The sequence below is a fragment of the Romboutsia hominis genome, from assembly GCF_900002575.1.
Classification (GTDB): Bacteria; Bacillota; Clostridia; order Peptostreptococcales; family Peptostreptococcaceae; genus Romboutsia_C; species Romboutsia_C hominis.
Genome location: NZ_LN650648.1, coordinates 2,491,301 through 2,517,317 on the forward strand (window position 1 = coordinate 2,491,301; position 26,017 = coordinate 2,517,317).

26 protein-coding genes are annotated in these 26,017 nt (G+C 29.2%); 6 read left to right on the forward strand and 20 right to left on the reverse strand.

The window, feature by feature from the left end:
• Window positions 1-19 precede the first annotated feature (19 nt).
• From FRIFI_RS12135 to hflX, 5 genes are all read right to left on the reverse strand, one after another.
• The gene (locus tag FRIFI_RS12135; protein ID WP_092923716.1) at window positions 20-934 is read right to left on the reverse strand and encodes a DUF2935 domain-containing protein; all 915 of its coding nucleotides are present in this window, start codon (window positions 932-934) and stop codon (window positions 20-22) included.
• A 426-nt stretch (window positions 935-1,360) separates the two neighbouring features.
• Window positions 1,361-2,005 carry a YigZ family protein gene (locus FRIFI_RS12140; protein WP_166505992.1) on the reverse strand — a complete coding sequence of 215 codons (645 nt, stop codon included), beginning with the start codon at window positions 2,003-2,005 and terminating at the stop codon, window positions 1,361-1,363.
• Between the two features lie 141 nt (window positions 2,006-2,146).
• Complete coding sequence (locus tag FRIFI_RS12145) at window positions 2,147-2,584, reverse strand: NUDIX domain-containing protein (RefSeq protein WP_092923710.1); 438 nt, start codon at window positions 2,582-2,584, stop codon at window positions 2,147-2,149.
• 173 nt (window positions 2,585-2,757) lie between these two features.
• The gene (locus tag FRIFI_RS12150) at window positions 2,758-3,423 is read right to left on the reverse strand and encodes a HEAT repeat domain-containing protein (RefSeq protein ID WP_166505993.1); all 666 of its coding nucleotides are present in this window, start codon (window positions 3,421-3,423) and stop codon (window positions 2,758-2,760) included.
• A gap of 8 nt (window positions 3,424-3,431) precedes the next feature.
• Window positions 3,432-4,727: a GTPase HflX gene (gene hflX / locus FRIFI_RS12155; RefSeq protein WP_092923704.1), complete on the reverse strand. Its 1,296-nt coding sequence runs from the start codon at window positions 4,725-4,727 to the stop codon at window positions 3,432-3,434.
• Between the two features lie 113 nt (window positions 4,728-4,840).
• On the opposite strand from hflX, the gene FRIFI_RS12160 reads away from it, so the two are divergent.
• On the forward strand, window positions 4,841-5,104 hold the full coding sequence (locus FRIFI_RS12160; protein WP_092923702.1) for a cysteine-rich small domain-containing protein: 264 nt from the start codon (window positions 4,841-4,843) through the stop codon (window positions 5,102-5,104).
• A 23-nt stretch (window positions 5,105-5,127) separates the two neighbouring features.
• Here FRIFI_RS12160 and FRIFI_RS12165 read toward each other — a convergent pair whose 3' ends face one another.
• The 4 genes from FRIFI_RS12165 to FRIFI_RS12180 all read right to left on the reverse strand — a co-directional run bounded on the left by FRIFI_RS12165 (window position 5,128) and on the right by FRIFI_RS12180 (window position 9,075).
• Entirely contained in the window at window positions 5,128-5,763 is a 636-nt protein-coding gene (locus FRIFI_RS12165; protein WP_166505994.1) for a TIGR01906 family membrane protein, read from the reverse strand.
• A 50-nt stretch (window positions 5,764-5,813) separates the two neighbouring features.
• Complete coding sequence (locus tag FRIFI_RS12170) at window positions 5,814-7,364, reverse strand: ABC-F family ATP-binding cassette domain-containing protein (protein WP_166505995.1); 1,551 nt, start codon at window positions 7,362-7,364, stop codon at window positions 5,814-5,816.
• A 149-nt stretch (window positions 7,365-7,513) separates the two neighbouring features.
• Window positions 7,514-8,224: a zinc dependent phospholipase C family protein gene (locus FRIFI_RS12175; RefSeq protein ID WP_166505996.1), complete on the reverse strand. Its 711-nt coding sequence runs from the start codon at window positions 8,222-8,224 to the stop codon at window positions 7,514-7,516.
• Between the two features lie 14 nt (window positions 8,225-8,238).
• Window positions 8,239-9,075 carry an N-acetylmuramoyl-L-alanine amidase gene (locus FRIFI_RS12180; protein ID WP_092923690.1) on the reverse strand — a complete coding sequence of 279 codons (837 nt, stop codon included), beginning with the start codon at window positions 9,073-9,075 and terminating at the stop codon, window positions 8,239-8,241.
• A gap of 203 nt (window positions 9,076-9,278) precedes the next feature.
• Here FRIFI_RS12180 and FRIFI_RS12185 point away from each other — a divergent pair, with 203 nt between their 5' ends.
• Together FRIFI_RS12185 and FRIFI_RS12190 are read left to right on the forward strand one after the other, a co-directional pair.
• The gene (locus FRIFI_RS12185) at window positions 9,279-9,605 is read left to right on the forward strand and encodes a hypothetical protein (RefSeq protein WP_092923687.1); all 327 of its coding nucleotides are present in this window, start codon (window positions 9,279-9,281) and stop codon (window positions 9,603-9,605) included.
• 314 nt (window positions 9,606-9,919) lie between these two features.
• Window positions 9,920-10,903, forward strand: coding sequence for a SpoIVB peptidase S55 domain-containing protein (locus FRIFI_RS12190; protein WP_166505997.1), 984 nt, complete (start codon window positions 9,920-9,922; stop codon window positions 10,901-10,903).
• A gap of 40 nt (window positions 10,904-10,943) precedes the next feature.
• Here FRIFI_RS12190 and yunB read toward each other — a convergent pair whose 3' ends face one another.
• Entirely contained in the window at window positions 10,944-11,618 is a 675-nt protein-coding gene (gene yunB / locus FRIFI_RS12195) for a sporulation protein YunB (protein ID WP_207733579.1), read from the reverse strand.
• A gap of 238 nt (window positions 11,619-11,856) precedes the next feature.
• Between yunB and FRIFI_RS12200 the strand changes: the two genes are divergently transcribed.
• Window positions 11,857-14,637 carry a transglycosylase domain-containing protein gene (locus FRIFI_RS12200; protein ID WP_166505998.1) on the forward strand — a complete coding sequence of 927 codons (2,781 nt, stop codon included), beginning with the start codon at window positions 11,857-11,859 and terminating at the stop codon, window positions 14,635-14,637.
• A gap of 115 nt (window positions 14,638-14,752) precedes the next feature.
• On the opposite strand, the gene spoVAE is transcribed toward FRIFI_RS12200, so the two are convergent.
• The 10 genes from spoVAE to FRIFI_RS12250 form a co-directional block, all read right to left on the reverse strand.
• Window positions 14,753-15,115, reverse strand: a complete 363-nt coding sequence (gene spoVAE / locus FRIFI_RS12205; RefSeq protein WP_166505999.1) for a stage V sporulation protein AE — start codon at window positions 15,113-15,115, stop codon at window positions 14,753-14,755.
• A gap of 6 nt (window positions 15,116-15,121) precedes the next feature.
• A complete protein-coding gene (gene spoVAD / locus FRIFI_RS12210) occupies window positions 15,122-16,138 on the reverse strand; it encodes a stage V sporulation protein AD (RefSeq protein ID WP_092923672.1) in 1,017 nt (338 codons plus the stop codon).
• Window positions 16,139-16,150: 12 nt separating this feature from the next.
• Window positions 16,151-16,591 carry a stage V sporulation protein AC gene (spoVAC, locus tag FRIFI_RS12215; protein WP_092923668.1) on the reverse strand — a complete coding sequence of 147 codons (441 nt, stop codon included), beginning with the start codon at window positions 16,589-16,591 and terminating at the stop codon, window positions 16,151-16,153.
• A gap of 3 nt (window positions 16,592-16,594) precedes the next feature.
• Entirely contained in the window at window positions 16,595-17,011 is a 417-nt protein-coding gene (locus tag FRIFI_RS12220) for a stage V sporulation protein AB (RefSeq protein ID WP_092923665.1), read from the reverse strand.
• A gap of 8 nt (window positions 17,012-17,019) precedes the next feature.
• The gene (locus tag FRIFI_RS12225) at window positions 17,020-17,607 is read right to left on the reverse strand and encodes a stage V sporulation protein AA (RefSeq protein ID WP_092923662.1); all 588 of its coding nucleotides are present in this window, start codon (window positions 17,605-17,607) and stop codon (window positions 17,020-17,022) included.
• 176 nt (window positions 17,608-17,783) lie between these two features.
• Window positions 17,784-18,548 carry an RNA polymerase sporulation sigma factor SigF gene (gene sigF, locus FRIFI_RS12230; RefSeq protein ID WP_092923659.1) on the reverse strand — a complete coding sequence of 255 codons (765 nt, stop codon included), beginning with the start codon at window positions 18,546-18,548 and terminating at the stop codon, window positions 17,784-17,786.
• Between the two features lie 25 nt (window positions 18,549-18,573).
• Window positions 18,574-19,002: an anti-sigma F factor gene (spoIIAB, locus tag FRIFI_RS12235; RefSeq protein WP_092923656.1), complete on the reverse strand. Its 429-nt coding sequence runs from the start codon at window positions 19,000-19,002 to the stop codon at window positions 18,574-18,576.
• Between the two features lie 13 nt (window positions 19,003-19,015).
• Window positions 19,016-19,348 carry an anti-sigma F factor antagonist gene (spoIIAA, locus tag FRIFI_RS12240; RefSeq protein ID WP_092923653.1) on the reverse strand — a complete coding sequence of 111 codons (333 nt, stop codon included), beginning with the start codon at window positions 19,346-19,348 and terminating at the stop codon, window positions 19,016-19,018.
• Window positions 19,349-19,636: 288 nt separating this feature from the next.
• Entirely contained in the window at window positions 19,637-21,256 is a 1,620-nt protein-coding gene (locus FRIFI_RS12245) for a DEAD/DEAH box helicase (protein ID WP_166506000.1), read from the reverse strand.
• A gap of 130 nt (window positions 21,257-21,386) precedes the next feature.
• Window positions 21,387-22,346 carry a calcium/sodium antiporter gene (locus FRIFI_RS12250; protein ID WP_092923647.1) on the reverse strand — a complete coding sequence of 320 codons (960 nt, stop codon included), beginning with the start codon at window positions 22,344-22,346 and terminating at the stop codon, window positions 21,387-21,389.
• A 342-nt stretch (window positions 22,347-22,688) separates the two neighbouring features.
• Between FRIFI_RS12250 and pflB the strand changes: the two genes are divergently transcribed.
• Together pflB and pflA are read left to right on the forward strand one after the other, a co-directional pair.
• Entirely contained in the window at window positions 22,689-24,920 is a 2,232-nt protein-coding gene (gene pflB, locus FRIFI_RS12255; RefSeq protein WP_092923644.1) for a formate C-acetyltransferase, read from the forward strand.
• 326 nt (window positions 24,921-25,246) lie between these two features.
• Window positions 25,247-25,981 carry a pyruvate formate-lyase-activating protein gene (pflA, locus tag FRIFI_RS12260; protein WP_166506001.1) on the forward strand — a complete coding sequence of 245 codons (735 nt, stop codon included), beginning with the start codon at window positions 25,247-25,249 and terminating at the stop codon, window positions 25,979-25,981.
• The last annotated feature ends 36 nt before the right edge of the window (window positions 25,982-26,017 follow it).

Below are 26,017 nucleotides of genomic sequence, written 5' to 3' on the forward strand. Positions count from 1 at the left end.
ATAGAACTCATTTTTTTATTTACATGTTTTGGTAAGATTGTAATAATCTTATATAATGATTAGCTTCTCTTAATACATGATCTCCAAGAAGTGGAAGTATTATAGATCTTATTTTACAACTTGCAATCCCCTCTGTTCCTGCTTGTTTGAAGTTTCTAAGTTGAATAGTTTGATTTAATGTTTTATTTGTAATACTATTTATCGTTGCATTCATCATATTTTTTGCATCTTCTATTAAATCCTCAAAATCATCTGCAAATTCATCTGCAGTTTCAATTAAGTTATTTTCAGAAGGATCAAGTAGTCCCCTTATAAATAGTGCATGTTCCATCATTATTTGATCCCAGAATAACTCTGTTTCTCTAGCATCTTTAGAATCAATATCAACTCTATTATCAAGATCTTCCACTAATGAAAGATATAATTTTGCCTCACGAAGTATATGTTCAATAAGTAATGGGTAGTTAACTGTAAACAAGTTACAAGATAATACTCCATCTAATAATCTTTCCTTAAAACCAATAAGTCCCTTAAGTAATCTCTTTGCATTGTCATTAAGTTGACCTACATAATTTACTAAATTAGCGCTAACATTAGGATTATTTCCACTACGTAGCCTTGATTCTGATCTAGTTATATTTTGGTCTATTTCTATTCCTGTTAAATTTTGTGTCTTTTCTTCTGTACCTAATGTATAGTTAGTAATAATTTCTCCAGATTGTAAGACATTAGGTCTAATTATTCCATTACTAGCACTCACTGCAAATGATAGTAATTTTTCAAATTCCCTTTTGTAATGTTCTGCCTCATTAGCAAGGTCTGAGTTTTTAGGTGTAAATCCGGCCGCTAAAAAAATAGAGTGCTCCTTCATTATTCTTGCAAAAAATAGATGTAATTCAAGCGATAAAATAGCATACTTTTGATCGTTTATCATATTTCCTCCTAAAAATCAATTTTATATATAATATGCATTTAAATATCACTTAGTGAATAGAAAATTTAATTCTCTTAAGTTACAAATCAAAAATTTTGGCTAATATTTTAAGTAAAGTAAAAATCCTATAATTAATGCATTACATCTTTCTTTATGCTCATAATAATTAAATATCAATAAAAAGTTTACATATTAATACTCTAGTATATAAAAATAGAGTAAGTCAAAATACTTACTCTATTTGTTTTATAAGAATATCACTAAAATTATTTATGGATTTATTTTAGATTCTCCAATTAAAAAAACAACCGATGTACAATAAGCTAAAGTTATAATAACCTCTTATATTATAAGATTTTTAAAATGTAGAATTAGTGAATAAACCTAGATTAAAACTAGTTTTTTTATATGGCAATTTAATATATACTAAATTATTATTTGACCATCTTTTTCTGATAAATAAAATTCCTCACCTAATGTTATATCTGCCGTAGCACTAGTTATATCTGTCATTCTTGATGTAAGTGCATCAACCTCATTAAGTCTTGAATAAACTATCATCTCAACACTATCTTCATAAATAGTATCTTTTACAAAATACCCCATGTTCATTATCTCATTTTGTATTTTTCCAAGTTGATTGTAATCTATCTTTATTCTAACCTCTTTATACATAACCTTATCTATAATTTTACCAGCTTCAAGGCCTATCTTAGCACCTTTAGTATATGCTCTAACAAGTCCTCCTGCACCTAGCTTAACTCCTCCAAAGTATCTAGTAACAACAACTACCACATCCCTTAAGTCTTCTTTTTTTATAACTTCTAAGCTTGGTATTCCTGCTGTTCCTTGCGGCTCTCCATCATCACTATATCTTTGTATGTTCATACTTTTTCCCACTGTATATGCCCACACATTGTGAGTTGCATCCTTATGCTTTTTCTTTATTTCGTTTATAAATTCTACTGCTTCTTCTTCTGTTTTTATAGGCTTTGCATACCCTATAAAAGTTGATTTTTCTATTATAACTTCATCCATTCCAAATTCATGCAATGTTTTGTATGTACTCATAAAAGCCTCCATCTATCTAAATATTAGTTCTTAATTTACTAACTTTATTTTATACTTTTTATAATATATTATATCGAATAAGCTATTATAAATCAAAAAAGAAAGGGCTAAACCCTTTCTCTTATTTATATTTAATATATATTATATACTTGCACTAGTTTCAACTACTTCTTTTTTTAATTCTTTGTACTTTTTATAAGATATTTCTACTAATGATTTTTCCTTTTTATGTGTTAGTTGTTCTATAGCATCCTTTACCTTAAAGAATCCACCATCTAATAATTCTTTATTTAATACACAACTAGTATCTGATGTTTCCATTATATACCAAGTAACTGAGTTGCATACTTGTTGTTGTCTGCTTCTAGAGAAAAATTCATACATACTATCTCCGGCTACCCCTAAAACTTTTCCTTCTACACCTGTTTCTTGCTTTACACTTAATATTGCACTTTCTGTTTTTAGTTCACCATTAAATATTTTACCTTTTGGAAGTGTCCATTCTCCTCTATCGTTTTTTATCAAAAGAACCTTATTTGCATAAAATACTACTCCACCAGCACAATGTCTTACTATCATTTAAAACCCCTCCTATTTAACTTTCTATAGCATGTAATAAATTTTTAGATATTTTGCTTAAAAAGTAATGTTTCAAAGTTTTTATTAGATTTTCTAATGTTAGGTTTTTAATGTCTTATAGATAAATAACTAATTTGTTAATTATATGTAAAATATTTTTCCTTTATGTTAAGTTATTTATCTATATTTTCTAAATTATAAATAGCGTCTTCATATGCTCTTAATACGTAGTCTTTCTCAAATTGTTTTTTGCTTTTTAGTTGTTTTAACATCTTTAAGCTATTTTCATTTCCAATTTTAGCAAGTGCTTTTGCACAGTATTGTCTAGTTTGAGGATTGGTATCATATAATCCCCTTTGTAAGTACTCTCTACTTTTAGGTGATTCTATCTTCCTAAGGGCTGAATATGTTATCCTTCTTACGTCCGAATGTCTATGACTTGTAAGAGGATGTAGTAATTTTAGGAACCTATCATCCTTTAGCTCTCCTGTTGTCCAAATCAATATCATTAAGTCTTCTGCATTTTTTTCTGTCAGTATTCTTTTGTATAGCTTTCTTTTAAAGTCTATTAAATTTTCTTCACTTAGGCTACTTATAAAATCTAATCTGTCATTTTTGTTTTTCCCTAAAAATTTGTCTATTATGTCTTTTGATAACTCAATTTTTTCTTTTAACATTGATTTTATTTCTAGCTTTGCCTTTATTAATTGGTCATTTACCTCTGTAACTGATATATTTCTTATTTTACTGATTTGAGAAACTGTTTTAGATTCTTTGTATAGAAGATAAGTTATATAATGGTCCTCTAAGTTGCCTATATTGTCCCAACTTATATTCATATTATTACCTACTTTTCTAATATATACTCCTTATATATATTATAATCCTCTTCTAACAAATTAACATCAACTGTTATTCCATTTTCTACATATTCAAAATTTTCTACATTGTATTTATTTTTAAGTTTACTAAATATATCTCCTCTTTCATAAGGTAATAAAAGCTTAACTTGATATGTAGCTTCACTTAGGGCATTTTCTATAAGTTCTAATAACTTATCCATGTTCACACCTTTTTTAGCAGATATATATACTACATCATCTCTGTTTTTAGGGTATATATCTAGGTCTAATCTGTCTATTTTGTTATATACAAGTATTGTATTTTTATTATCTGCTCCTAATTCCTTAAGAACTTTTTCAGTTGTTTTCATTTGTATTTCATAATTTGAGTTTGTAGCGTCTACTACATGAAGTATTAAATCAGCATATTGAACTTCTTCTAGAGTTGCTTTAAATGCCTCTACTAAATCATGTGGAAGTTTACTTACAAATCCAACTGTATCTACTGCTAAAAATTCTTTTTTGCTTGGAAGTACTGCTTTTCTTAAAGTTACATCTAAAGTAGCAAACAGCATATCTTTTGCAAATACTTCTTTTTCAGCTTCATAATCTTTATGTGTTTTTATTAATTCATTTAATAATGTTGATTTTCCTGCATTAGTGTAACCCACAAGTGCAACTATAGGTATATTTGATTTTATACGTTGTACTCTTTGAGTTTCTCTTATTTTTTTAACTTCTCTAAGTTCACGTCTTATGTCAGCTGCTTTGTTAAGTATATTTCTCTTATCTATTTCTAACTTTTGTTCACCTGGTCCTCTAGTACCTATACCTGCACCAGTTCTACTCATTTGGCCACCCATTCCATATAATCTTGGAAGTCTGTAGTTTAACTGAGCTAGTTCAACTTGAAGTTTACCTTCTTTACTTAATGCCCTTTGTGCAAATATATCAAGTATTAAAGTAGTTCTATCTATTATTTTTATGCCTACTATTTCTTCTATATTTCTTATATGAGCACCTGATAATTCATCATTAAATATTACCATTGTAGCATCTAAAGATTCACAGTATGCCTTTATTTCTTCTACTTTACCTTTTCCTACATAAAATGCAGAATCTCTTGATTGCCTATTTTGAATTAAACTTCCTACAACTTCCGCTCCTGCAGCTTTTGCAAGTTCTTTTAATTCCTCCATTGATTCATTTATATCTATATCATCTGTTCTTTTTGCTGTAGAAGTTATATTAAGTCCTACAAGCAAGGCTCTTTCTTGTTTTTTTTCTTCTATATGTTCCATTATAACACCTCATTATCTTACTGATTTTCCAAAGATTTTAATGTTTTTATTATACCACTAATAGAAATATTTAGTATAATTATCTTAGTTTAATTAATTAGGAGGTTCGTCTCATGAGTGAAAATTATAAGTTTTTTAACCATAAAAATTGCGAGTATTTTCCTTGTCATAAAACTAATAAACCCGAGGAATTTAATTGTTTATTTTGCTACTGTCCTTTATACGCTCTAGGAAAAAACTGTGGTGGAAATTTTAGATATACAGACAAAGGTATAAAAGATTGTTCTCAGTGTCTACTTCCTCATAATAAAAACAACTATGACTATATTATGAGTAAATTTCAAGATATTATTAAAGTAGCTAGTGAAAAAGAGTAATATACTAAAGAGAGAGCATAATACTATTGCTCTCTCTTTCTTTTTAAAAGTCTATATATACCCTGAATAATTATACTAGATGCTAATATCAAACCTAATATCATCAAACCTGAATTCATAAAAAATTCTGCTGGCAAAATTTTTATAACAGGATCTAATATTGGATCAAATATCCAATAGTCATTGTCAAATAATAGCTTATGAAATACAACAAAGCTGCTATCAAAATCTATGACTATAGGTATAACCAACGCAACTGGCATAATTATTAATAATATTGATGTTAAATTTAAAAATCTTATATTTTTATTTCTTATGTTATAAACAATTCCTAATACAGAAATTATAAGACATACATTAAATATTTTATTAACATTTTGATATATTTCTCTAACTTCTTCAAAATGTATTTTACCTTCTTTTGAAGAAGTTAGAGTAGGCATTTCAAAATCATTTTCTTTTTTACTTGTAATATACTCTATTAAATAGTCATAATTTAACTTTATGTCTTCCTTAGACATATTAGTTAATTCTACTATATTAAGCTTATCTACATCATAGTAGTATAAAGGCTTAAAACCTACTGTAAATTTTATTACACCAGTTATTATTAATATGCTAAAGCACAACGAAAATATTATATTTATAATCTTTTTCATTAATCATACCCCTTAGTCTTATAAAATACTCTATTCTCTTAAATACATAATTATACTATTTTAGTTGTAAAGTCCTCTATATTCCATACATCATCAACTATATCACTATAAAACTCTGGCTCATGGCATACTAATAATACAGTTCCTTTAAATTCTCTTATAGCTTTCTTTAATTCATCTTTAGCTTCTACGTCTAAGTGGTTTGTAGGTTCGTCAAGAACTAATAAGTTTATATCTTTTAACATTATTTTACATAATCTAACTTTAGCTGCTTCTCCTCCACTTAAAACTCTCATTTGGCTAGTTATATGTTCATTAGTAAGACCACATTTAGCAAGATTTTGTCTTACTTCAAAGTTTGTAAGGCCTGGGAATTCCGCCCATACTTCATCCATTGGAGTAGCTGTGTTTTCTCTTGAGCTTTCTTGTTCAAAATATCCAACTTCTAAGTAATCTCCTAACTTAACTTCACCATCAAATGGTTTTATTATACCAAGTAATGTTTTAAGAAGTGTAGACTTCCCTATACCATTCATACCTTTTAAAGCTATTTTTTGATTTCTCTCTAGTGTAAAGTTTAATGGCTTTGTTAATGGTTCATTATATCCTAATACTAAGTCCTTTGTTTCAAATATAAATCTACTTGGAGTTCTTGCTTCTTTAAATCCAAATGTAGGCTTTATCTTTTCCTTTGGTCTTTCTAATATTTCCATTTTATCTAATTGTTTTTGTCTACTATTAGCCATTCCACGAGTTGCAACTCTCGCCTTATTTCTAGCTATAAAGTCTTCTAATTTCTTTCTTTCCTCAACTTGTCTATCATAAGCTTGTTCTTCTTGACGCTTTTTAATTTCATGAAGTCTCATAAACTCATCATAGTTACCTTTGTATCTATTTAATTCTCCACTTTCCATATGATATATAACATTACATGTATTATTTATAAATGGTATGTCGTGAGAAACTAATACAAAACTATTTTCATATTCTTGTAGATATCTTGTTAACCATACTATATGTTCTTCATCTAGGTAGTTTGTAGGCTCGTCTAGTATTAATATAGTTGGATTTTCAAGTAATAATTTAGTTAAAAGTACTTTTGTTCTTTGCCCACCACTTAAATCAGTAACATCTCTATCTAACCCTATTTCTCCAAGACCTAAACCATTTGCTACCTCTTGAATTTTTGCATCTATCATATAGAATCCACTATTTTCTAATATTGTTTGAATCTCAGCTGTTTCTTCCATAAGCTTTGACATTTCATCGTCATTAGCTTCTCCCATTTTATCATACATAGCTAACATTTCTTGCTCTAAATCAAACATAGGCTTAAAGGCATCTCTTAATATATCTCTTATAGTTTTACCTTTTTCAAGTACTGTATGCTGGTCTAAGTAACCTACACTTACTCTAGATGACCACTTTATATTACCTGCGTCTGGCATAAGTTTTTTAGTTATTATATTTAAAAATGTTGATTTTCCTTCTCCATTGGCTCCTACTAAAGCTATATGTTCACCTTTTCTTAATCTGAATGAAACATTCTCTAGTATAGTCCTCGCTCCGAAACCATGACTTACATTTTCTACTACTAGCATTTTCACACCTCTTTTGTTATTTTATCTTTACATTCTATAATATAATATATTCTTTTTAAAGTTAAATCAAGTAAATAGCAAACCTTTAGCATCTATAAAAAAAGAATGCTCTTTTATGAAAATTCATACTAGAACATTCTCTTCTTTAATTAGTTTAAATGCATTACATCTTCAAAAAACATTACCATACATCCTGCAGTAGTTCGTTGAGCTATATTTATACTTTTTACTGCTATCAAATAAAATTTTGTATTTAAGTCAGTGACATTTTTATACATATAGTCAACATTTAAGGCATACATTGAATTATAATCAGCATATTCTTTTATACTATTTAATAAAATAGGCTCTTCATGTGCTTTAAATCGCTTTATTTTCTTATAGTTATTTTTTACATACACTTCAAACTGTCTATGATTATCTAAAAGCCTTCCTTTAGCATGTTGTGGTATTGTCAAATCTTGTATTATATGACACGCTGCTCCAAAGAAAAACATACTTCTTGTGTAATTACCTGCCTTAAAATATTTCTTTGCTTTATCGTAATATCCTATAGCTACTGTTAGAGCATTATCTTCATACCCATACTTACCTTTACCTTCTTTTGGATTATAAAAATGGTGGTATGATTTAAAGTCTTGATCTGCCCATACAAGACCTCTTTCTATATCATTTACATATTCCTTAAAAAAATTATATATTTCATAACTTCCTTCTTTTTTTAATATTTCTAGTGAATTTTCATTTATAAATAAATGTACTTCACAAGTTGTTTTTATTATACTTTTTTTTATTGGATTTACAAACTTAAAAGTATTTGTTAGTGCTTTGGCATAAACACCTTCTATTTTTTTTTTCATTGTCCTCACCTAATCTAATTAGTCAAAAAATACTCTTCCACCCCGTCAGCTACACTTTGCATAAGCTTTCTTTGATATTCTGGATTTGACATCATCTGATCTTCACTATGATTACTTAAGAATCCCATTTCTATTAAAATTACTGGTACCTTAGACCAATTAAATCCTGTCAAATCATTTCTTTCAAATATACCATTTATATTTATACCATCATTTTTCATCTTTTCCTGTACTAAATTTGCACACTTACTACTTTCTTCGTATATTGAAGTTGTATATTTACCATCCTTAGCTGGTATTAAAATCGACGCTCCTGTTTTTGATGGATTACTTATACTATCTGCATGAATTCTAATTACCATTTTGGCATTTTTATCATTTGCTAACTGAGCTCTTTCTGCATTGCTTATATTAACATTATGAGATTCTCTAGTCATCACTATATTGTATCCTTTACCCTCTAATATATGCTTTAAAACCATGGATGCTTCTAAATTTAATATGTATTCTGGTTTTTTTGTTGAAACACCCGTCGCACCAGATGACACTCTTGCCTTTGTTTGACCCGAACCAGGAGCTACCTGTTCTGGCCTTCTATCTCCTTTTTCTTGGTGTCCTGGATCTATGCATATTAATATTTCTTTTTGATCAGCTTTATTCTTTTCTTTTGTACTATTGTCATTAACTTTATTATCTTTTGCTTCTTTTTCATCATTAGATTGTTCATTTTGTTTTATGATGTTACCTATTAAACCTGTCCCTTTATTTAAATTGCTCATTGGGTTTGAAGTAAATATTATTATAATTGCTATGGTCATTATGGATAATACTAATATTCTATATTTTTTCAACTACATACACCTTCCTAAATTTCAATTTATATTAAAACTAATATCTTTATATATTTTTACATTAAATGTACTCTTATATTCATTTTTAGTTAAATATTACATATTTTACTTTTTGAAATTTTTTATACTTTTATATTATGGTTTTATTTTTTTATTGAACTCATATATATTTATATGACCTTTTATAGGAGGTGGTTATAAAAATGAATGATAAGTGTAATGATAAAAATAAGCCTAGACTATGTAAATTTGGTTATGTTGATTATATAGTGTTAGCTTCAACTATATCCATTGCCCTTGCAGAGGAGTTTGATACTCAAGATTTGAGTATCTTAGCTTCTTTTTTTGCAGTATTGTCTGATGAACTTGCTTTAATTTCATCAGTTGAAGCATGCTTTTCAGAAGATGACTCAGAACCAGTTCCATCTCCTATTCCAGATGTTGCTATAACTAATATACCTACTAAAAAAATTAGAAATAAATCTTATAAAAGGAAAGTTTATAAAAAAGTAAAAAGAAAAAACACTTAACAATTTTTGTATAAGTGTTTTTATTTTTTTGTGAATATTTTTTATGTAAATACTTTAACTGTAATTATTTTTTATTTTATTTTTAAAATACCCTATATTATGAACTATAAATGAATACTTTTTATTTTTATTTTGATATTTGATTATGTATTTATATTTTAAAAAGTATTTTTTTCTAGGTTATTGATTAATTATTTATTTATGTAATCTAAAACTATATTGCTTCTATTTTACAAGGATTAAAAGAAAATTAGTGTGCAATATATTATTAAGGCACCAAAATCAATCAAGTATAGACAGAAAGAAGGTGTTTTATGTATAAATTTTTAGATTTAAAAAATAAAAGTTTATTAAAGTTAAAATTTATCTTATTTGTATCATTTTTATTATATTTTCTCTCAACTAATTTAATTTATTCACATTCTATCCCAAAAGATGAAGATTACCTAATTCCTATGGGAAATCTAATCCAGATAGATGCTGAATTAGAAAATTTAGTTGTTAAAAATTTTATTGAAGGTTCTTCATTTTGTGTGGGAGATTCAATTTTAAAAGTTAATGGAACTCAGGTTAATAGTTACAAAGATTTTACAGATTTATTATCTAATTTATCTACTAAAGATGATGTAGTTGTTCTTGTAAAAAGAGGCGAAAATACTTTTTCATTTAAAACTACTAAAAATGAATTAGAAAAGGTAAATTGTAACAACTATATAAGTGGATTTGCTACACTAACTTATATAAATCCTAAAACAAATAGATTTGGAGCTGTCGGCCATCCTATAAGTATTGGTTTAGCAAGAAAAGTTCCTATCAAAAATGGTAATATATATACTACAAAAGATTTAACTATCGACAAGTCATGTAGAGGTCATGTTGGTTGCATTAATGCTGTAAGAAAAGATGTTATTGGTGAGTTTACCCATAACTCAGATTTTGGTATAAAAGGTGAAATAGCTACATTTAAAGATTCTTTGTTAAAACCTTATAAAGTTGCTTCTTTGGATGATGTTAAACTAGGAAAAGCTCAAATAATCTTACAAACTGGTTCTTATACAAAAGATGCATTTGATATACAAATAGTTGATATACAACTTCAACATTCTCCTAAAGCTAAAACTTTTAAAATAAAAGTAGTAGATAAAGATTTATTAGCTCTTACAGGTGGTATTGTTCAAGGTATGAGTGGAGCTCCTATTGTTCAGGGTGATAAAATTATCGGAGCTGTATCACATGCTATTGAAAACAATCCTGCTCTTGGATATGCAGTTTATATAAAGTGGATGAATGAAAATTAATGTAAAGATAAGTCAGGTTAATCCTGGCTTATCTTTATATTTAAGGAGATACATTTAGTAAACCTTTTTCTGGTAAATTAATAAAGCTATTTGGTACATCTCCTACTATTATAGTTTCACATATAGGTACTTTAGCTTTAACTTCTTTAGTTGATGTTGTAAGTGGTATTACTACTCTTACTTGTGTCTTAACTTGAAGATATATTGTATGTCTAGTTTGATTTATACCAGATGATTCAAACTTAGTTTCAAAATCTACTGATACTGTTCCTATTGGTTCAATAGATACCTTAATTTGAGGACCGTATTTAGCAAGTATGGGACTTTTAAGAGCTGTTCCTATAGGTATGTATGCAGTTGTTGATTTTACCTTTTTTAATTCTTCTTGAATTTCTAAAGCAACATCTGAAGCTATTTGATTCATCATTATAGTGTTGGCTTGAATCATAGTTATTTTTCCCTGAGAATCCATATTTGTATTCATTAAATCTGAATAATTAATCTTATCTTTTACAATGTCTCCAACAGCTTTATTTATAGATCTGTTTGCCAGTTCTATTGCTTTTGTTTCTGCAAGAACTGTTATTGTTGGTCTTAAATTTTTATCTACATATATAAAGCTTCCTATTAATATAGATAATATAGATATAATTAAAAATATTATTAGTGGTTTTTTAATAAAGCTATTTTTAAAATCATATCTATTTTTATTCAAAATATCACCCCCATAATATTTTATGCAAACAAAGTATCACATATTTTTTATATTATTAGATAAAAATAATTATTATTAAAGTTATAATAATTTTTTAAATTATATAATTAATAACATGTTTGTTTTGGAAGTATTTTGCAGATTTTTAGTATATATAAATTATGACTATTTTATTCTGTAATTAGAAAATTTCATATATATATGGTATAATATTGCATTAAGTAAGGAGGTTAACTTAATGAATAATGATAATAATGAAAATAGAAATAAAATAAGAAGAAAGAAAGCAAGTTCTTCTTCTTCAACAGCTACTCGTAATTCATCTACCACTCGTAGTTCATCTACTTCTCGTGGTTCATCTACTAGTAGCTCAAATAAAAAAACTAAACCAAAAAAGAAAAAAGATAAGTTTAAGACTCTCAGGTCTATTTTGGTAGTTTGTTTAGTTTTATTAGTTGCTGGAGTAGCCGTTGGAACTGGTGTAGTCTTTGCTTCATTAAGAAACGCTGAGCCAATATCAAAAGCTCTTTTAGAAGAAAAGACTTATCAAACAACGCGTATATACTATGCTAATAATGATCTACTTTCTAATGCCCCTAGTGTAAATAAAAAGCAACCTGTACCTCTAAAAGATATGGGTAAATATCTTCCTAAGGCAATAGTAGCTATAGAAGATGAGCGTTTTTATGAACATGGTGGAGTAGATATAAGAGGATTGCTAAGATCTGTAGTAAAAACTCTTACTGGAGATAAGCAAGGTGGTAGTACAATACCTATGCAGGTATCAAAAATGTTACTAACATCTACTGAACAAAGCCTTCCTCGTAAAATAAAGGATATATACTATGCTCATGAAATGAGTAAAGTCTTAAGTAAAGATGAGATATTAGAACTTTACTTAAATAACTTCTTCGTTGGTAAGGGTCTAGCTGGTGCTGAGGCTGGTGCTAGAGGATATTTTGATAAAAAAGCATCGCAACTTACTCTTGGTGAGTCAGCATTACTTGCAGGTTCTACTCAAAACCCGTCAAGATATTCAGCTTATATTACTGCTAAGTTAGAAGGTAATGAAACTAAGGATGATGTTGCAAATAGATTACTATTTTTCATAAATACTCCTGATGATACTCTTGATGATCCTACTCCAATGGAATTAGATATGGTTGAAAAGTTAAATTCTTGGGGACTTATTCCTAACGATGATACTTACAAGCAATTAAAAGCTGGTACTATGGTTGTTAGAAAAGCTGTACCTAATCCTAAGGCTAAAGAAAGACGTAATATTGTTTTAGGTAAAATGCTACAAACTGGAGCTATAACACAATCAGAATACAATGAGGCTGTGGCTGAGGAAATAAATATAAAACTACCTAAGCCTAAAGAAAGTGTTTCTTCTTCAGTTGAGGATTTAATAGAATATAAAGTTATAGATGCTTTAGTAGCACAAGGTAATACTAAAGACGAAGCATATAATATGTTCTATAATGGTGGTTTAAAGATACACACTACTATAGACCCTAAAATGCAAAAAATATTAGAAAAAGAATATGATAATGATAATAACTTCCCTGGTAGCCGTCATAGCAATGGAATGACTCAACCTCAATCATCTATGGTTATATTAGATTATAAAACTGGTGAAATAAAAGCTTTAGTTGGTGGTAGACATATAACAGGAAGAAAAACTCTAAATAGAGCTACTACTCCTCAACAACCAGGTTCAACTATAAAGCCATTATCAGTTTATACACCTGCTATAGATACACTTAAATTAACTCAAGCTACTGCATTAAGTGATACTACTGCAAATCTTACACCTTATAAGTTTAAGGAAAATAATAAGTGGAATCCAAATACGACTACTCCTGGTAAAGATATCATGAGTTTACGTAAAGCTTTAGCTTACTCATCAAATACTATAGCTATAAGAACTGCCGAACTTTTAGGTGATTCTTATAAAGATTGTGTTGATATAATGATGGATTACTTAAAGAATTTTGGTATAACAACTTTAGTTGATAGTAATACTGCAAATGCAGAAAGTAATGATAGAAGATTCCCAGCATTAACACTTGGAGGTATGACTCATGGTATATCACCTCTTGAAATGGCTTCTGCTTATGGAACTTTAGCTAATGGCGGTGTTTATATAGAGCCAACTATATTTACAACTATAACAAGTTATGATGGACAATTAATAGTTAAAAATACTCCTGAACAACACAAAGTTGTTGATCCTGATGTTGCTTACGTAATTACTGATATGCTAAAGGCAGTTATAACTGAAGGTATCGGTGGTAAAGCTGCTATACCTGGTGGAATGCCTGTTGCTGGTAAAACAGGAACAACTAATAAAGCCTTAGATGCTTGGTTTGTTGGTTACACTCCATACTACGTTGGTGCAACTTATATAGGTGATGATGCAGGTAGAAAAAATCCTACTACAGGAGAATTTATACCTCGTGAAAGTGTTGAAGGTGGAAGTGGTTCGGCAGCAAAACTTTGGTCTATAGTTATGAGACAAATTCATGAAAACTTAAAGAAAGTTGATTTCAAAGTTCCTGATAAAGTATACTTTGCTAAAATTAACTTAATAGATGGTGGAAGATCTTCATCTGGTGTTAAAGCAGCATTTATAGATGGAACATCTCCAACTAAATATACTTCTAGAGCCAATGCTGTAAAGCCAAAACATGAAGAATCTACTACACCTCCTGAAAACCAAAATAATGAAGGTACTGTAGATAATAATACTACTCCTCCTGCTGATAATGGCGGTGGAAATACTACTCCTCCTACTGATAATGGCGGTGGAAATACTACTCCTCCTGCTGATAATGGTGGCGGAAATACTACTCCTCCTGCCGATAATGGTGGCGGAAATACTACAACTCCTCCTCCTAATAATGGCGGCGGAACTGCAACTCCTCCTCCTAGTAATGGTGGTGGAAATACTACTCCTCCTGCCGATAATAGCGGTGGAGCTACTAATCCAGCTAGTAATCCAACTGGACAATAGTTTAATATATATAAAAAAGACTATTCTCTATTTTGAGATAGTCTTTTTTTATTTATGCCTTATATTATAATATTTTATATAACTTAAATTATTAACTTATATACATTTATTAATTTTAAGGTTTAGCTTTTGGTGTAAAAATAAGTGCCATCATATATCCAAAAAATATAGCTCCTGCTATTCCTCCTGCAGTTGCAATTGTACCTCCTGTGAATATTCCCATAAACCCATCAGTCTCTATTGCTTTTTTTACGCCATTTGCTAATGAATATCCAAATCCTATTATAGGTACTGTCGCTCCTGATCCTCCAAACTTAACTATAGGTTCATATATCCCTAAAAATGTTAAAATTACTCCGCTAGTAACATAAGATACCATTATATAGGGCATTTGTACTTTAAAGTAATCAAGAAGAATCTGACCAATAAGACAAATTATTCCTCCTACTATAAATGCCCTTACATAATCCATAAGCATATTTAATCACTCCTTATTTTCAATAATTACTGCATGAGCTACACAGGGTATTGTTTGTTTTTGTAAAGTACTAGTTGGTGATAATAAAGCCCCTGTTGATACTAGCATTACTTTATTGAATTCTTTATTTTTAAGTTTTTTGTAAATATATCCACAGAAAACAGTAGCTGAACATCCACATCCACTACCTCCACAGTGTACATCTTGTTTTTCCATATTAAACATTTCTATTCCACAATCCATATATACTTTTGATATATCAAGTCCCCTTTGAGCTAATAATTCTTCTGTTATTTCTTTACCTAGTTTTCCCAAATCTCCTGTAGCTATTACATCAAAGCTATTTGGGTCATCTTTTGTATCATTAAAATATGAGTATATAGTATCTACTGCTGCAGGAGCCATAGCTGCTCCCATATTATTACCATCATCTATACCCTTATCTATTACTTTTCCAATAGTTACATGGGTAACCTTAGGCCCTTGCCCTTTTGGAGATATTAATACACTACCTGCACCAGTAACGGTCCATTGAGCTGTCATAGGTTTTTGATTACCAAATTCTAGAGGAAACCTAAATTGTCTCTCTGCTGCACAAAAATGACTAGATGTTCCAGATAGTATCAAGTCTGCAAATCCTCCGTCTATAAGCATAGAGCTTATACACATACCTTCTGCCATAGTAGAACATGCTCCATATATTCCTATAAATGGTATAGATAAGTCCCTAGCAGCAAAAGATGCAGGAAATATTTGATTGAGCAAATCTCCACCTATCATATAATTTATATCTTCTAATTTTTTATTAGCTTTTTCACATGTTTTTTTCATAGCAGTTTTTACCATATCACTTTCTGCTAATTCCCATGATTTTTGACCACATAAGTCATCCTCAAGTATAATATCAAAATATTCTCTTAATGGTCCTTCTCCTTCTTTGGGACCAACAACTGAACTAGCTGATATAATAGTTGGCTTATTTTCTAGTTTTACTGTTCTATTTCCAATTCTTTTACTTTTCATATTTTAGTCTCCTTATTTTATAAGATTGAAAATATAGTATATAAATCCACATAGAATAGATGAGCCTATTCCATATACTAATACTGGACCTGCAATTTTAAATAAGTTTGCTCCTACTCCAAGTACATAACCTTCTCTTTTAAACTCCATAGCAGGTGATACTATAGAATTTGCAAATCCTGTTATAGGTATAGCTGAACCTGCACCTGCCCTTTTTCCTATAAGGTCATACACACCAAGACCTGTTAATAAAGCTCCTATAAATATCAAAGTTATTGATGTAGCGCCTGCTGCATCTAGTTTACCAAGCCCTACAAAATTCATATAAAAATCATTTATACCTTGTCCTATTACGCATATTATTCCACCAACTATAAATGCTAATATATAGTTTTTCGCGTATGTTGGTTTTGGGCTTTTTTCTTCAACATACTTTTTGTAATTTTTATCCATAAATTAACCTCCTTGAATTATAGACCATCCTATTAAAGATCCAATTACTTTTCCCACAAGCATTGCTATAATTATATATTTTAAATACAAAGCAGGTATTTTTAATCTTCTTGCAACTACAGGTATATAATCTAATATCTCTGTTAGGCCTGAACTTAAAAAACCTACGAATACTCCATAAGCAAGCCCTGCTACTAAAGCACCCATTTTACCTATGCGTATATTCATGCCTTGAATTGAAATTAAGCTTCCAAATAAAGTTCCTATAACCAGTAGACTTTCATATGCCCCTATAAATTCTTTTGTCTTACTTATTTGTGCCATTCTAGGTATTATACCTACAAGTATTAGTAAAGAAACTACTCCTGACCCAACAACTACTCCTGATGATATTCCAAATATTATTAAAAATAATTTCACAAAATACCTCACTGTTTTTTTCTTAGTTGATTTTCTATTTCTTTATTTAATGAAACCATCTTTAAATCTAAAGGACTAGGCTCTCCTCTAGAATAATTTGGTATGAATTTATTAAAAAATAATGCTACGCCAATTCCTATACCAATTGAGTATGGTATTTGAAAATATGGCATATAAGACTTTGCATCTTTTGTGATTGCATTTACCATCATAAATTGCGAATGAGCCATATTTACATCTGCATGAAAGTTCATTATTCCCATTATAGAACCCATAAGTACTACTACTGCTACTATGAAAACTCTTATGTATTTAGTTCTATCTTTTTTGTAGCTGTCAAAGAAGATTATTATATCTTCAGGTTTCAAAAAATTTAACCTTAATTTTGGAAACCTATTATTTACTTCTTCTATAACTTCACCTAAATGTATTACATCATATTTAGATGTATTATTGTCGTAGCTTCTTAAGCATATATCTTTTATTTTCGCTTCATAAGCCTCTGGATAGATAGTATATATTTCACCTAAATAAATCTCTTTTTTTGATATGTTAAAAGGTTTTATACTCTTAGGTATTAAGTAAATATCATCCATATATAATACCTCCTTCTTACTTTATTATTTGTTTAAGCTAATAAAATATTCTAATATATTAAAACTTAAGCAACATTTATATAAATTTTAACCTAGGTTGTTTTTACCTATAATTTATTTCAAATAAAAAGCACCCACTAAACAAATATTTGTCTATTGGGTGCTTTTTATTTTTATTAACTAATATATGATTTTAATTTAGCTAATACTTTTTTCTCTATTCTAGAAACTTGTACTTGAGATATATTTAACATATCCCCAATTTCACTTTGAGTTTTATCTTCAAAATATCTAAGCATTATTATCTGTCTTTCTCTTTTTTCTAATTTGCCTAAAACTTCTTTTAAAAGAAGATTATCTATTACTTTCTCTTCTTCACACTCTCCCTTTAAGCTAATCTTATCTATTAAGCAAATTGGATTTCCTTCTTCTTCATGTATAACTCCATGTAAATACTCTACAGAAAAATTAGATTCCATTGCCATAACTAAGTCTTCTTTTTCCACTTCTAATACATTAGCTATTTCTTCTATACTTGGTTCTCTTCCTAGTTTCTTACTAAGTATTTCGCTTTGTGTTTTAGCTTTTATAGCTATTTGCTTTAAAGACCTAGATACTTTTACCATTCCGTCATCTCTTAGATATCTTTTTATTTCTCCTAATATCATTGGTACAGCATATGTAGAAAACTTTACATTAAACTTAGGATCAAACTTATATATAGCCTTTATTAAACCTATTGATCCTAATTGAAATAAATCATCTCTATCATAACCTATATTTAAAAATTTAGTTACAACACTTCTAACTAATCCTAGATTGTTAGTTATTAGTATTTCCTTAGCTTCCTCATCTCCATTTTGTGCTTTATCTATTAATTTTAATGTTTCTTCATGACTAAGCAATACTCTCTTTTCTTCTTTTATTGCAATTATCCCCATAATAAAACCTCTATTCTTTTGGACTTTATTGTGGTAAGTTTATCTTTTTAGTCATTACAATTTTAGTCCCTTCACCCTTTATTGAACTTACCCATACATCATCCATAAAGCTCTCCATTACAGTAAATCCCATTCCTGATCTTTCAAGCTCTGGCTTTGATGTGTAAAGTGGTTGCATAGCCATTTGAACATCTTCTATACCATTACCTCTATCTTCTACTACTATTTTTATAGTATTTCCTTCTATTTCACATCTTAAATATACGAATTCTTCTTCATTTTCATCATATCCATGAATTATTGAATTGGTTACAGCTTCTGATACTGCAGTTTTTATATCTGCTAGTTCATCTATAGTCGGATCTAATTTCGCAGCAAATGAAGCTACTATAACTCTAGCAAAACTTTCATTCTCAGATTTAGCAGAAAATTTAACTTCCATAATGTTCTTCATTTTGTATTCCCCCTTATATAGAACTTACTACTTCATCTGTATTGTTTATGTCTATAATTTTATTCATTCCAGATAAATTAAATACTTTCTCAACTCTTTCATTTGCATTTATTATAGATACTTTTCCACCTTCAGCTGATATTTTTTTGTATCTACCTATAATTACACCTATCCCTGATGAATCCATAAATTTAATATTTCTAAAATCAAATATTATGTTTTTTATAGGCTTAGATAGTAATATATTATCTATTTCATCTCTAACCTCATTTGTTATATGGTGGTCTAGTTCTGTAAATACAAACTCTATTGTTAGAGTTTTTTGTTCTAAGTAGTAGTTTATCATTTGTATCCCCCCTGATTATTGAGTATATTAACTCTTAATCAATTCTATTATATTTACTTTTTATCCTTCAACAAAATTTAACTACTTTTGTTTTATTATGTCTTAATCAACATCAGACATAAATTATATAATTAATGATGTTAAATGTTGGCAATCCACATATTTATTATTTACATATTTTTTATTAATATACATTTTTTTCTATTAATTTATTTATCTTTATATAAAGTAATAATTAATAGAAAATTTTTGCATATAAAAAAGCATAGCTTTTGCTATGCTTTTTATCTATCTTCTTTTGTTGTTTGCTTTTTCTATGTTTATCTTGTTACCTTTTATTTTTATATCTTTCATCTTTTCTAATACTTTTTTAGCATTTTGCTTAGGTACTTCAACGAAAGTATATTTGTCATATATATCTATAGTTCCTATAAGTTTTCCTGGTATCCCAACTTCTCCAGCTATTGCACCTAATATATCTTTAGCTTGAACTCTTTGGTTTCTACCTACATTTATAAATAATCTAGCCATACCTTCTTGAGCCCCAGTTGATCCATCTTTAGAACGCGCTTCTCTACGTTGTCTTGGTTTTTCTTCTACTATTTCTTCTTTAAGTTCTTCACCTAAAGCTAATTTTAAAAGTGCAGCAGCTACATCAACTGTAGAGTAATCTTCTTCTTGACAGAATGTTTCTAACCATTGCATTTGTTTAGTTAATTTACCTTGTTCCATAGTTGATTTAACTTCTTTGAAGAATGCACTTACTTTCTTTTCTTCAACATCAGCTATTGAAGGTATACCATGCTTAATTAACTTAGTCTTAGTATATCTTTCTATATCTTTCATCTTTCTCATTTCTTTTCCAAATACAAAACTGAAAGATATACCTTCTCTACCAGCTCTACCAGTTCTACCTATTCTATGAACATAGTATTCTTCATCTTGAGGAAGATCATAGTTAAATACCGCTTCAACATCATCAACGTCTATTCCTCTAGCTGCAACATCTGTCGCTACTAGTATGTCTATAGTTCCCCCTCTAAACTTATCCATAACTATATCTCTTTGAGTTTGCTTTAAATCCCCGTGTAATGCATCTGCAAAATATCCTCTAGCTTGTAATTCACTAACTAATTCATCTGAACCTCTCTTAGTATTACAGAATACTACTGATAATTTTGGATTATAAACATCTATTAATCTACATAATACTTCTAATTTATTTGCAGATCTTGTTTCTATATAATATTGCTTTATATTAGGCACTGTAAGTTCTTTTCTAACAACTTTTATGTGCTCTGGATTTTTTTGGTATGCCTTTGTTAACTCTAATATCCCTTTTGGCATAGTAGCTGAGAAGAATACTGTTTGTCTATCTTCTGGAGTTCTACTTATTATAGTTTCTATATCTTCTCTGAACCCCATATCTAACATCTCATCCGCTTCATCTAATACAACCATCTTAACATTATCCATTTTTAATGTTTTACGGTTTATATGGTCTATAACACGACCTGGAGTTCCTATTACTATTTGAACTCCCCCTTTTAAAGACTTTATTTGTCTATCTATTGGTTGCCCACCATATATAGGTAAAGTTTTTATTCCGTGCATGTATTTAGATATTTTTCTTATTTCTTTAGAAACTTGTATTGCAAGTTCTCTAGTAGGACAAAGTACCACCGCTTGTAAACTTTTGTCCTCTGGATTTATAGTTTCTAGTATTGGTATACTGAATGCTGCTGTTTTTCCCGTACCTGTTTGTGCTTGACCTATAACATCTTTACCTGATAATACAACAGGTATAGATTGAGCTTGTATTGGAGATGGCTCTTCAAACCCCATGTCCGATATAGCTTTTTTTATATCATCACTTATTGGTAAGTCTTCGAATTTTATTGTGTTCATATATTATTTCCTTTCCGTTATCTAATTATATTAACTTATCTATTATATATTTAATTCGAATAATATGCAATTAGTATTTTATCCCTTACTCATCTATAATATTCAAGATAATACAACTTGTTTTATACCATTAAGCAACGATATATATATAATATAATGTAGCCATATATAAAAGATATGTTGAAAGCATTAGCATTCCCTGCCATCTATGTAATTTATGTTTTTTAATAGTTGGTATTATTAAAATCAAAAGTAGAGCTATCATAAAAGGAAAATCTATTTTTGCTGTTTGTGCCAAAATTGGTATATCATTTGGTATTGCTGATATTCCTATTACAGATACTATATTTAATATGTTAGCACCTAATACATTTCCCACTGATATAGCATGATGCTTTTTCCTTATAGCAGTTATTGATGATACTAATTCAGGCAGTGACGTACCTAGTGCTATTACAGTAAGACTTATTATTCCTTGTGGTATGCCTATAATTTCTGCTATTTTTATCCCATTATCTACTAATAATTTTGAGCCTAAAACCATCATTACTAATCCAAGTATAAAAAAGACAGCTATTTTCAATGTTTCCTTTATATTTATACTTCCTCTATTATAATTTTTACTTAAGTCTGTTTTACTATCTTTTTCTACACTTTTATAATTTGTATACATATATACTAAAAGCATTAAAAGAAGCAATAATGCATCTATTCTATTAATATTTCCATCTATACTAAGCAATATTGTTAAAAATACTGATATTAAAAGAATTATTGATTTTGAAAAAAACATATTTTTATCTACTTTAAATGGACTTATAAATGCTACTAACCCAAGTACTAAGCCTGTATTACAAATAATAGAACCTACTGCATTCCCTAGGCTCATTGTTGTATGCCCTTGTAAAGATGCTACTGTTGACACTGTTAACTCTGGAAGAGTTGTTGCAAAACTTACTATCGTAGCACCAAGTACCAATTCCGATATATTAGTCTTCTTCCCTATTATTACTGTATAGTTTATAAATATATCTGCTCCTTTTGTTATTAATATAAAACCTAAAATAAATAGTATAATAATAAATAACATAATATCCCTCCCCTATATAAGATAGATATTCATTATTTGGACATATATACTATTTTTTTATTTTTAAATTTTTTTGTTTTAGCATAAAAACACTTGGGTATTATATGATTATAAGGAAAACAAATTCAGATTAAATTTAAAAATTATCGACAATATTTATGCGAAAGGTTGTATACAAAATACCTTTTATATGTTATTATTATATTGTCTAAAAATTATCTAGCTAGATTAATAATATAAATTTTTTAAATATTTAAATTTAAATAATAATATTAAATATTTAAATTTAAATAACAATAAATAACTTTACAAATTTTAAACCCTAACAAGGAGGCTATTCACATGAATGCATGGCAAGGATTTAAAGAAGGTAGATGGACTAAAGAAATAGATGTTAGAGGGTTCATCCAAGAAAACTACACTCCATATGAAGGAAATGATTCTTTCTTAGCTGGAGCTACTGAAAACACTAAAAAATTATGGGAAGAAGCTATGGCTCTTTTCAAAAAAGAAAGAGAAAATGGCGGAACTTTAGACGTTGATACTAAAACAGTATCTATGATAGATGCTTATGCACCAGGATACTTAGATAAAGAATTAGAAACAATAGTTGGTTTCCAAACTGACGCACCATTAAAAAGAGCTGTTATGCCTTTCGGTGGTATAAAAATGGTTGAAAATTCTTGTAAGGCTTACGGATACGAATGTGATCCTGAAATAAGCGAAATATTTACTAAATATAGAAAAACTCATAACCAAGGGGTATTCGATGCTTACACTCCTGAAATGAGAGCTGCTAGAAGATCTGGTATAATAACTGGTTTACCAGATGCTTACGGAAGAGGTAGAATAATAGGTGACTACAGAAGAGTTGCTTTATACGGTATAGATAGATTAATAGAAGATAAATTAGCTCAAAAAGCTGAATACGAAGTAAGATGCATAGACGAAGAAGTTATAAGAGCTAGAGAAGAAATATCTGATCAAATAAAAGCTTTAGAAGCATTAAAGAGAATGGCTTTATCTTACGGATTCGATATATCTAAGCCAGCTACTAACTCAAGAGAAGCTGTTCAATGGTTATACTTCGGATACTTAGGAGCTATAAAAGATCAAAACGGAGCTGCAATGTCATTAGGTAGAACTTCTACATTCTTAGACATATACTTCGAAAGAGATTTAGCTAACGGAACAATAACTGAAGAAGAAGTTCAAGAAATAATGGACCACTTCGTTATGAAGTTAAGAATGGTTAAATTCTTAAGAACTCCAGAATACAACGATTTATTCTCAGGAGACCCAACTTGGGTAACTGAATCAATCGGTGGTATGGGTATAGATGGTAGAACATTAGTAACTAAAAACTCATTCAGAATGTTAAATACTCTTTACACTCTTGGACCATCTCCAGAGCCAAACTTAACAGTATTATGGTCTACTAGATTACCTCAAGGATTCAAAGACTTCTGTTCAAAAGTTTCAATAGATACAAGTTCTGTTCAATACGAGAACGATGATTTAATGAGACCATACTGGGGAGATGACTACGGTATAGCTTGTTGTGTATCTGCAATGAGAATAGGTAAACAAATGCAATTCTTCGGAGCTAGAGTAAACTTAGCTAAGACTTTATTATACGCTATAAACGGTGGTGTTGATGAGAAGTCAGGAGTACAAGTTGGACCTAAATTCGAAGCAATAACTTCAGAATACTTAGATTACGATGAGGTTATGGCTAAGTTCGAACCATTCACTGATTGGTTAGCTAACTTATACGTAAATACATTAAACATAATCCACTACATGCATGATAAGTACTCTTATGAAGCATTAGAAATGGCTTTACATGATAGAGAAATATTCAGAACTATGGCTTGTGGTATAGCTGGTTTATCAGTTTGCGCTGACTCATTATCTGCTATAAAACATGCTAAAGTTAAAACTATAAGAAACGAAGCTGGTATAGCTGTTGACTTCGAAATAGAAGGAGATTATCCAAAATTCGGAAACAACGATGACAGAGTTGACCAAATAGCTTGTGACTTAGTAGAAAACTTCATGAATAAAATAAGAAAGAACAAAACTTACAGAGATTCTTACCATACTCAATCTATATTAACAATAACTTCAAACGTTGTTTACGGTAAGAAGACTGGTAACACTCCTGACGGAAGAAGAGCTGGTGAGCCATTCGCTCCAGGAGCTAACCCAATGCACGGAAGAGATAACAGCGGAGCTTTAGCTTCATTATCTTCAGTTGCTAAATTACCATACGAGCATGCTCAAGATGGTATATCTAATACTTTCTCTATAGTACCAGGTGCTTTAGGAAAAGATATGACTGAAAGAGTAAACAACTTATCTTCAATGATGGACGGATACTTCTCTCAAGGAGCTCATCACTTAAACGTTAACGTATTTGATAGAGCTACATTAGAAGATGCTATGGAGCATCCAGAAAAATACCCTCAATTAACTATAAGAGTTTCAGGATACGCTGTAAACTTCATCAAGTTAACTAGAGAGCAACAATTAGACGTTATAAACAGAACATTCCACGGAAAAATGGCTTAATTTATAACATCTATAATCTTACATCAGATAGTTTAACAATTATCAAAAGTCAAAGTATATAATTTTTCAGAGTGTAAGTCTCATCAACTTACACTCTTTTTTTATTTATTTTAAAATCAATTATATATAATAACATTATAATCTAAAATTTTTTTACATTTATAGTTTGTATAGGTACTTACTGGGTATAATTAAAATATAAGGAATTATACATTACTTAAACAATATAGACTTTAAAGATATAATAATTTATAATATATTTAGATGATATTATGTATACAGTATATTTAAAACGCAATTTATAAAACGACTTAGAGGTGGATATTATGATAAAAGGAAGAGTTCATTCAATAGAAACATTTGGTACAGTAGATGGTCCAGGAATAAGATTTATAGTATTTATGCAAGGATGCCCATTAAAATGTAAGTATTGCCACAATAGAGATACATGGGATGCAAAAGGTGGAAAAGAATATACAACTGACGAATTAATCACTGAGGTGCTTAAGTACTCATCTTATATGAAATTCTCTGGTGGTGGTTTAACTGTTTCAGGTGGTGAAGCTACACTTCAACCAGAATTTGTAGCAGAATTATTTGCTAAAGCTAAGAAAAATGGTATACACACTTGCTTAGATACTTCTGGATTTGTAGATATAGATAAAATAGATCCAATACTTGATAATACTGATTTAGTTTTACTTGACTTAAAACATATGATAGATGATAAAGCTAAAGACTTAACAGGTGTAACAATACAAAAAACATTAAAGTTAGCTAAACACTTAGATGAAAGAAATATACCTGTTTGGATAAGACACGTTTTAGTTCCTGGTATAACAGATGATAGAGAAAACTTAGAGGCATTAGGTAAATTTGTATCTACTCTTAACAATGTAGATAGACTTGAATTATTACCATATCATACAATAGGTGTTCACAAATGGGAAAGTATGGGAATTGAATATGAGTTAAAAGGTGTTCCTGATGCTACTCCAGAAGATATTAAAAAAGCTAGCCAAGTTTTAAAAGAATTTGGTGTTGAGGTATTTAATAAATAAGCCCTTAAATTTCTTTGAATAATTTATATATAACAA

Coding starts and splice junctions, on each gene's coding strand:
- FRIFI_RS12135 (WP_092923716.1), bottom strand. CDS start 934: ATGATAAACGATCAAAAGTATGCTATTTTATCGCTTGAATTACATCTA.
- FRIFI_RS12140 (WP_166505992.1), bottom strand. CDS start 2,005: ATGAGTACATACAAAACATTGCATGAATTTGGAATGGATGAAGTTATA.
- FRIFI_RS12145 (WP_092923710.1), bottom strand. CDS start 2,584: ATGATAGTAAGACATTGTGCTGGTGGAGTAGTATTTTATGCAAATAAG.
- FRIFI_RS12150 (WP_166505993.1), bottom strand. CDS start 3,423: ATGAATATAAGTTGGGACAATATAGGCAACTTAGAGGACCATTATATA.
- hflX (WP_092923704.1), bottom strand. CDS start 4,727: ATGGAACATATAGAAGAAAAAAAACAAGAAAGAGCCTTGCTTGTAGGA.
- FRIFI_RS12160 (WP_092923702.1), top strand. CDS start 4,841: ATGAGTGAAAATTATAAGTTTTTTAACCATAAAAATTGCGAGTATTTT.
- FRIFI_RS12165 (WP_166505994.1), bottom strand. CDS start 5,763: ATGAAAAAGATTATAAATATAATATTTTCGTTGTGCTTTAGCATATTA.
- FRIFI_RS12170 (WP_166505995.1), bottom strand. CDS start 7,364: ATGCTAGTAGTAGAAAATGTAAGTCATGGTTTCGGAGCGAGGACTATA.
- FRIFI_RS12175 (WP_166505996.1), bottom strand. CDS start 8,224: ATGAAAAAAAAAATAGAAGGTGTTTATGCCAAAGCACTAACAAATACT.
- FRIFI_RS12185 (WP_092923687.1), top strand. CDS start 9,279: ATGAATGATAAGTGTAATGATAAAAATAAGCCTAGACTATGTAAATTT.
- FRIFI_RS12190 (WP_166505997.1), top strand. CDS start 9,920: ATGTATAAATTTTTAGATTTAAAAAATAAAAGTTTATTAAAGTTAAAA.
- FRIFI_RS12200 (WP_166505998.1), top strand. CDS start 11,857: ATGAATAATGATAATAATGAAAATAGAAATAAAATAAGAAGAAAGAAA.
- spoVAE (WP_166505999.1), bottom strand. CDS start 15,115: ATGCTTATGGATTATGTAAGGGCATTTATAGTAGGAGGAATAATTTGT.
- spoVAD (WP_092923672.1), bottom strand. CDS start 16,138: ATGAAAAGTAAAAGAATTGGAAATAGAACAGTAAAACTAGAAAATAAG.
- spoVAC (WP_092923668.1), bottom strand. CDS start 16,591: ATGGATAAAAATTACAAAAAGTATGTTGAAGAAAAAAGCCCAAAACCA.
- FRIFI_RS12225 (WP_092923662.1), bottom strand. CDS start 17,607: ATGGATGATATTTACTTAATACCTAAGAGTATAAAACCTTTTAACATA.
- sigF (WP_092923659.1), bottom strand. CDS start 18,548: ATGGGGATAATTGCAATAAAAGAAGAAAAGAGAGTATTGCTTAGTCAT.
- spoIIAB (WP_092923656.1), bottom strand. CDS start 19,002: ATGAAGAACATTATGGAAGTTAAATTTTCTGCTAAATCTGAGAATGAA.
- spoIIAA (WP_092923653.1), bottom strand. CDS start 19,348: ATGATAAACTACTACTTAGAACAAAAAACTCTAACAATAGAGTTTGTA.
- FRIFI_RS12245 (WP_166506000.1), bottom strand. CDS start 21,256: ATGAACACAATAAAATTCGAAGACTTACCAATAAGTGATGATATAAAA.
- FRIFI_RS12250 (WP_092923647.1), bottom strand. CDS start 22,346: ATGTTATTTATTATTATACTATTTATTTTAGGTTTTATATTAATAACA.
- pflB (WP_092923644.1), top strand. CDS start 22,689: ATGAATGCATGGCAAGGATTTAAAGAAGGTAGATGGACTAAAGAAATA.
- pflA (WP_166506001.1), top strand. CDS start 25,247: ATGATAAAAGGAAGAGTTCATTCAATAGAAACATTTGGTACAGTAGAT.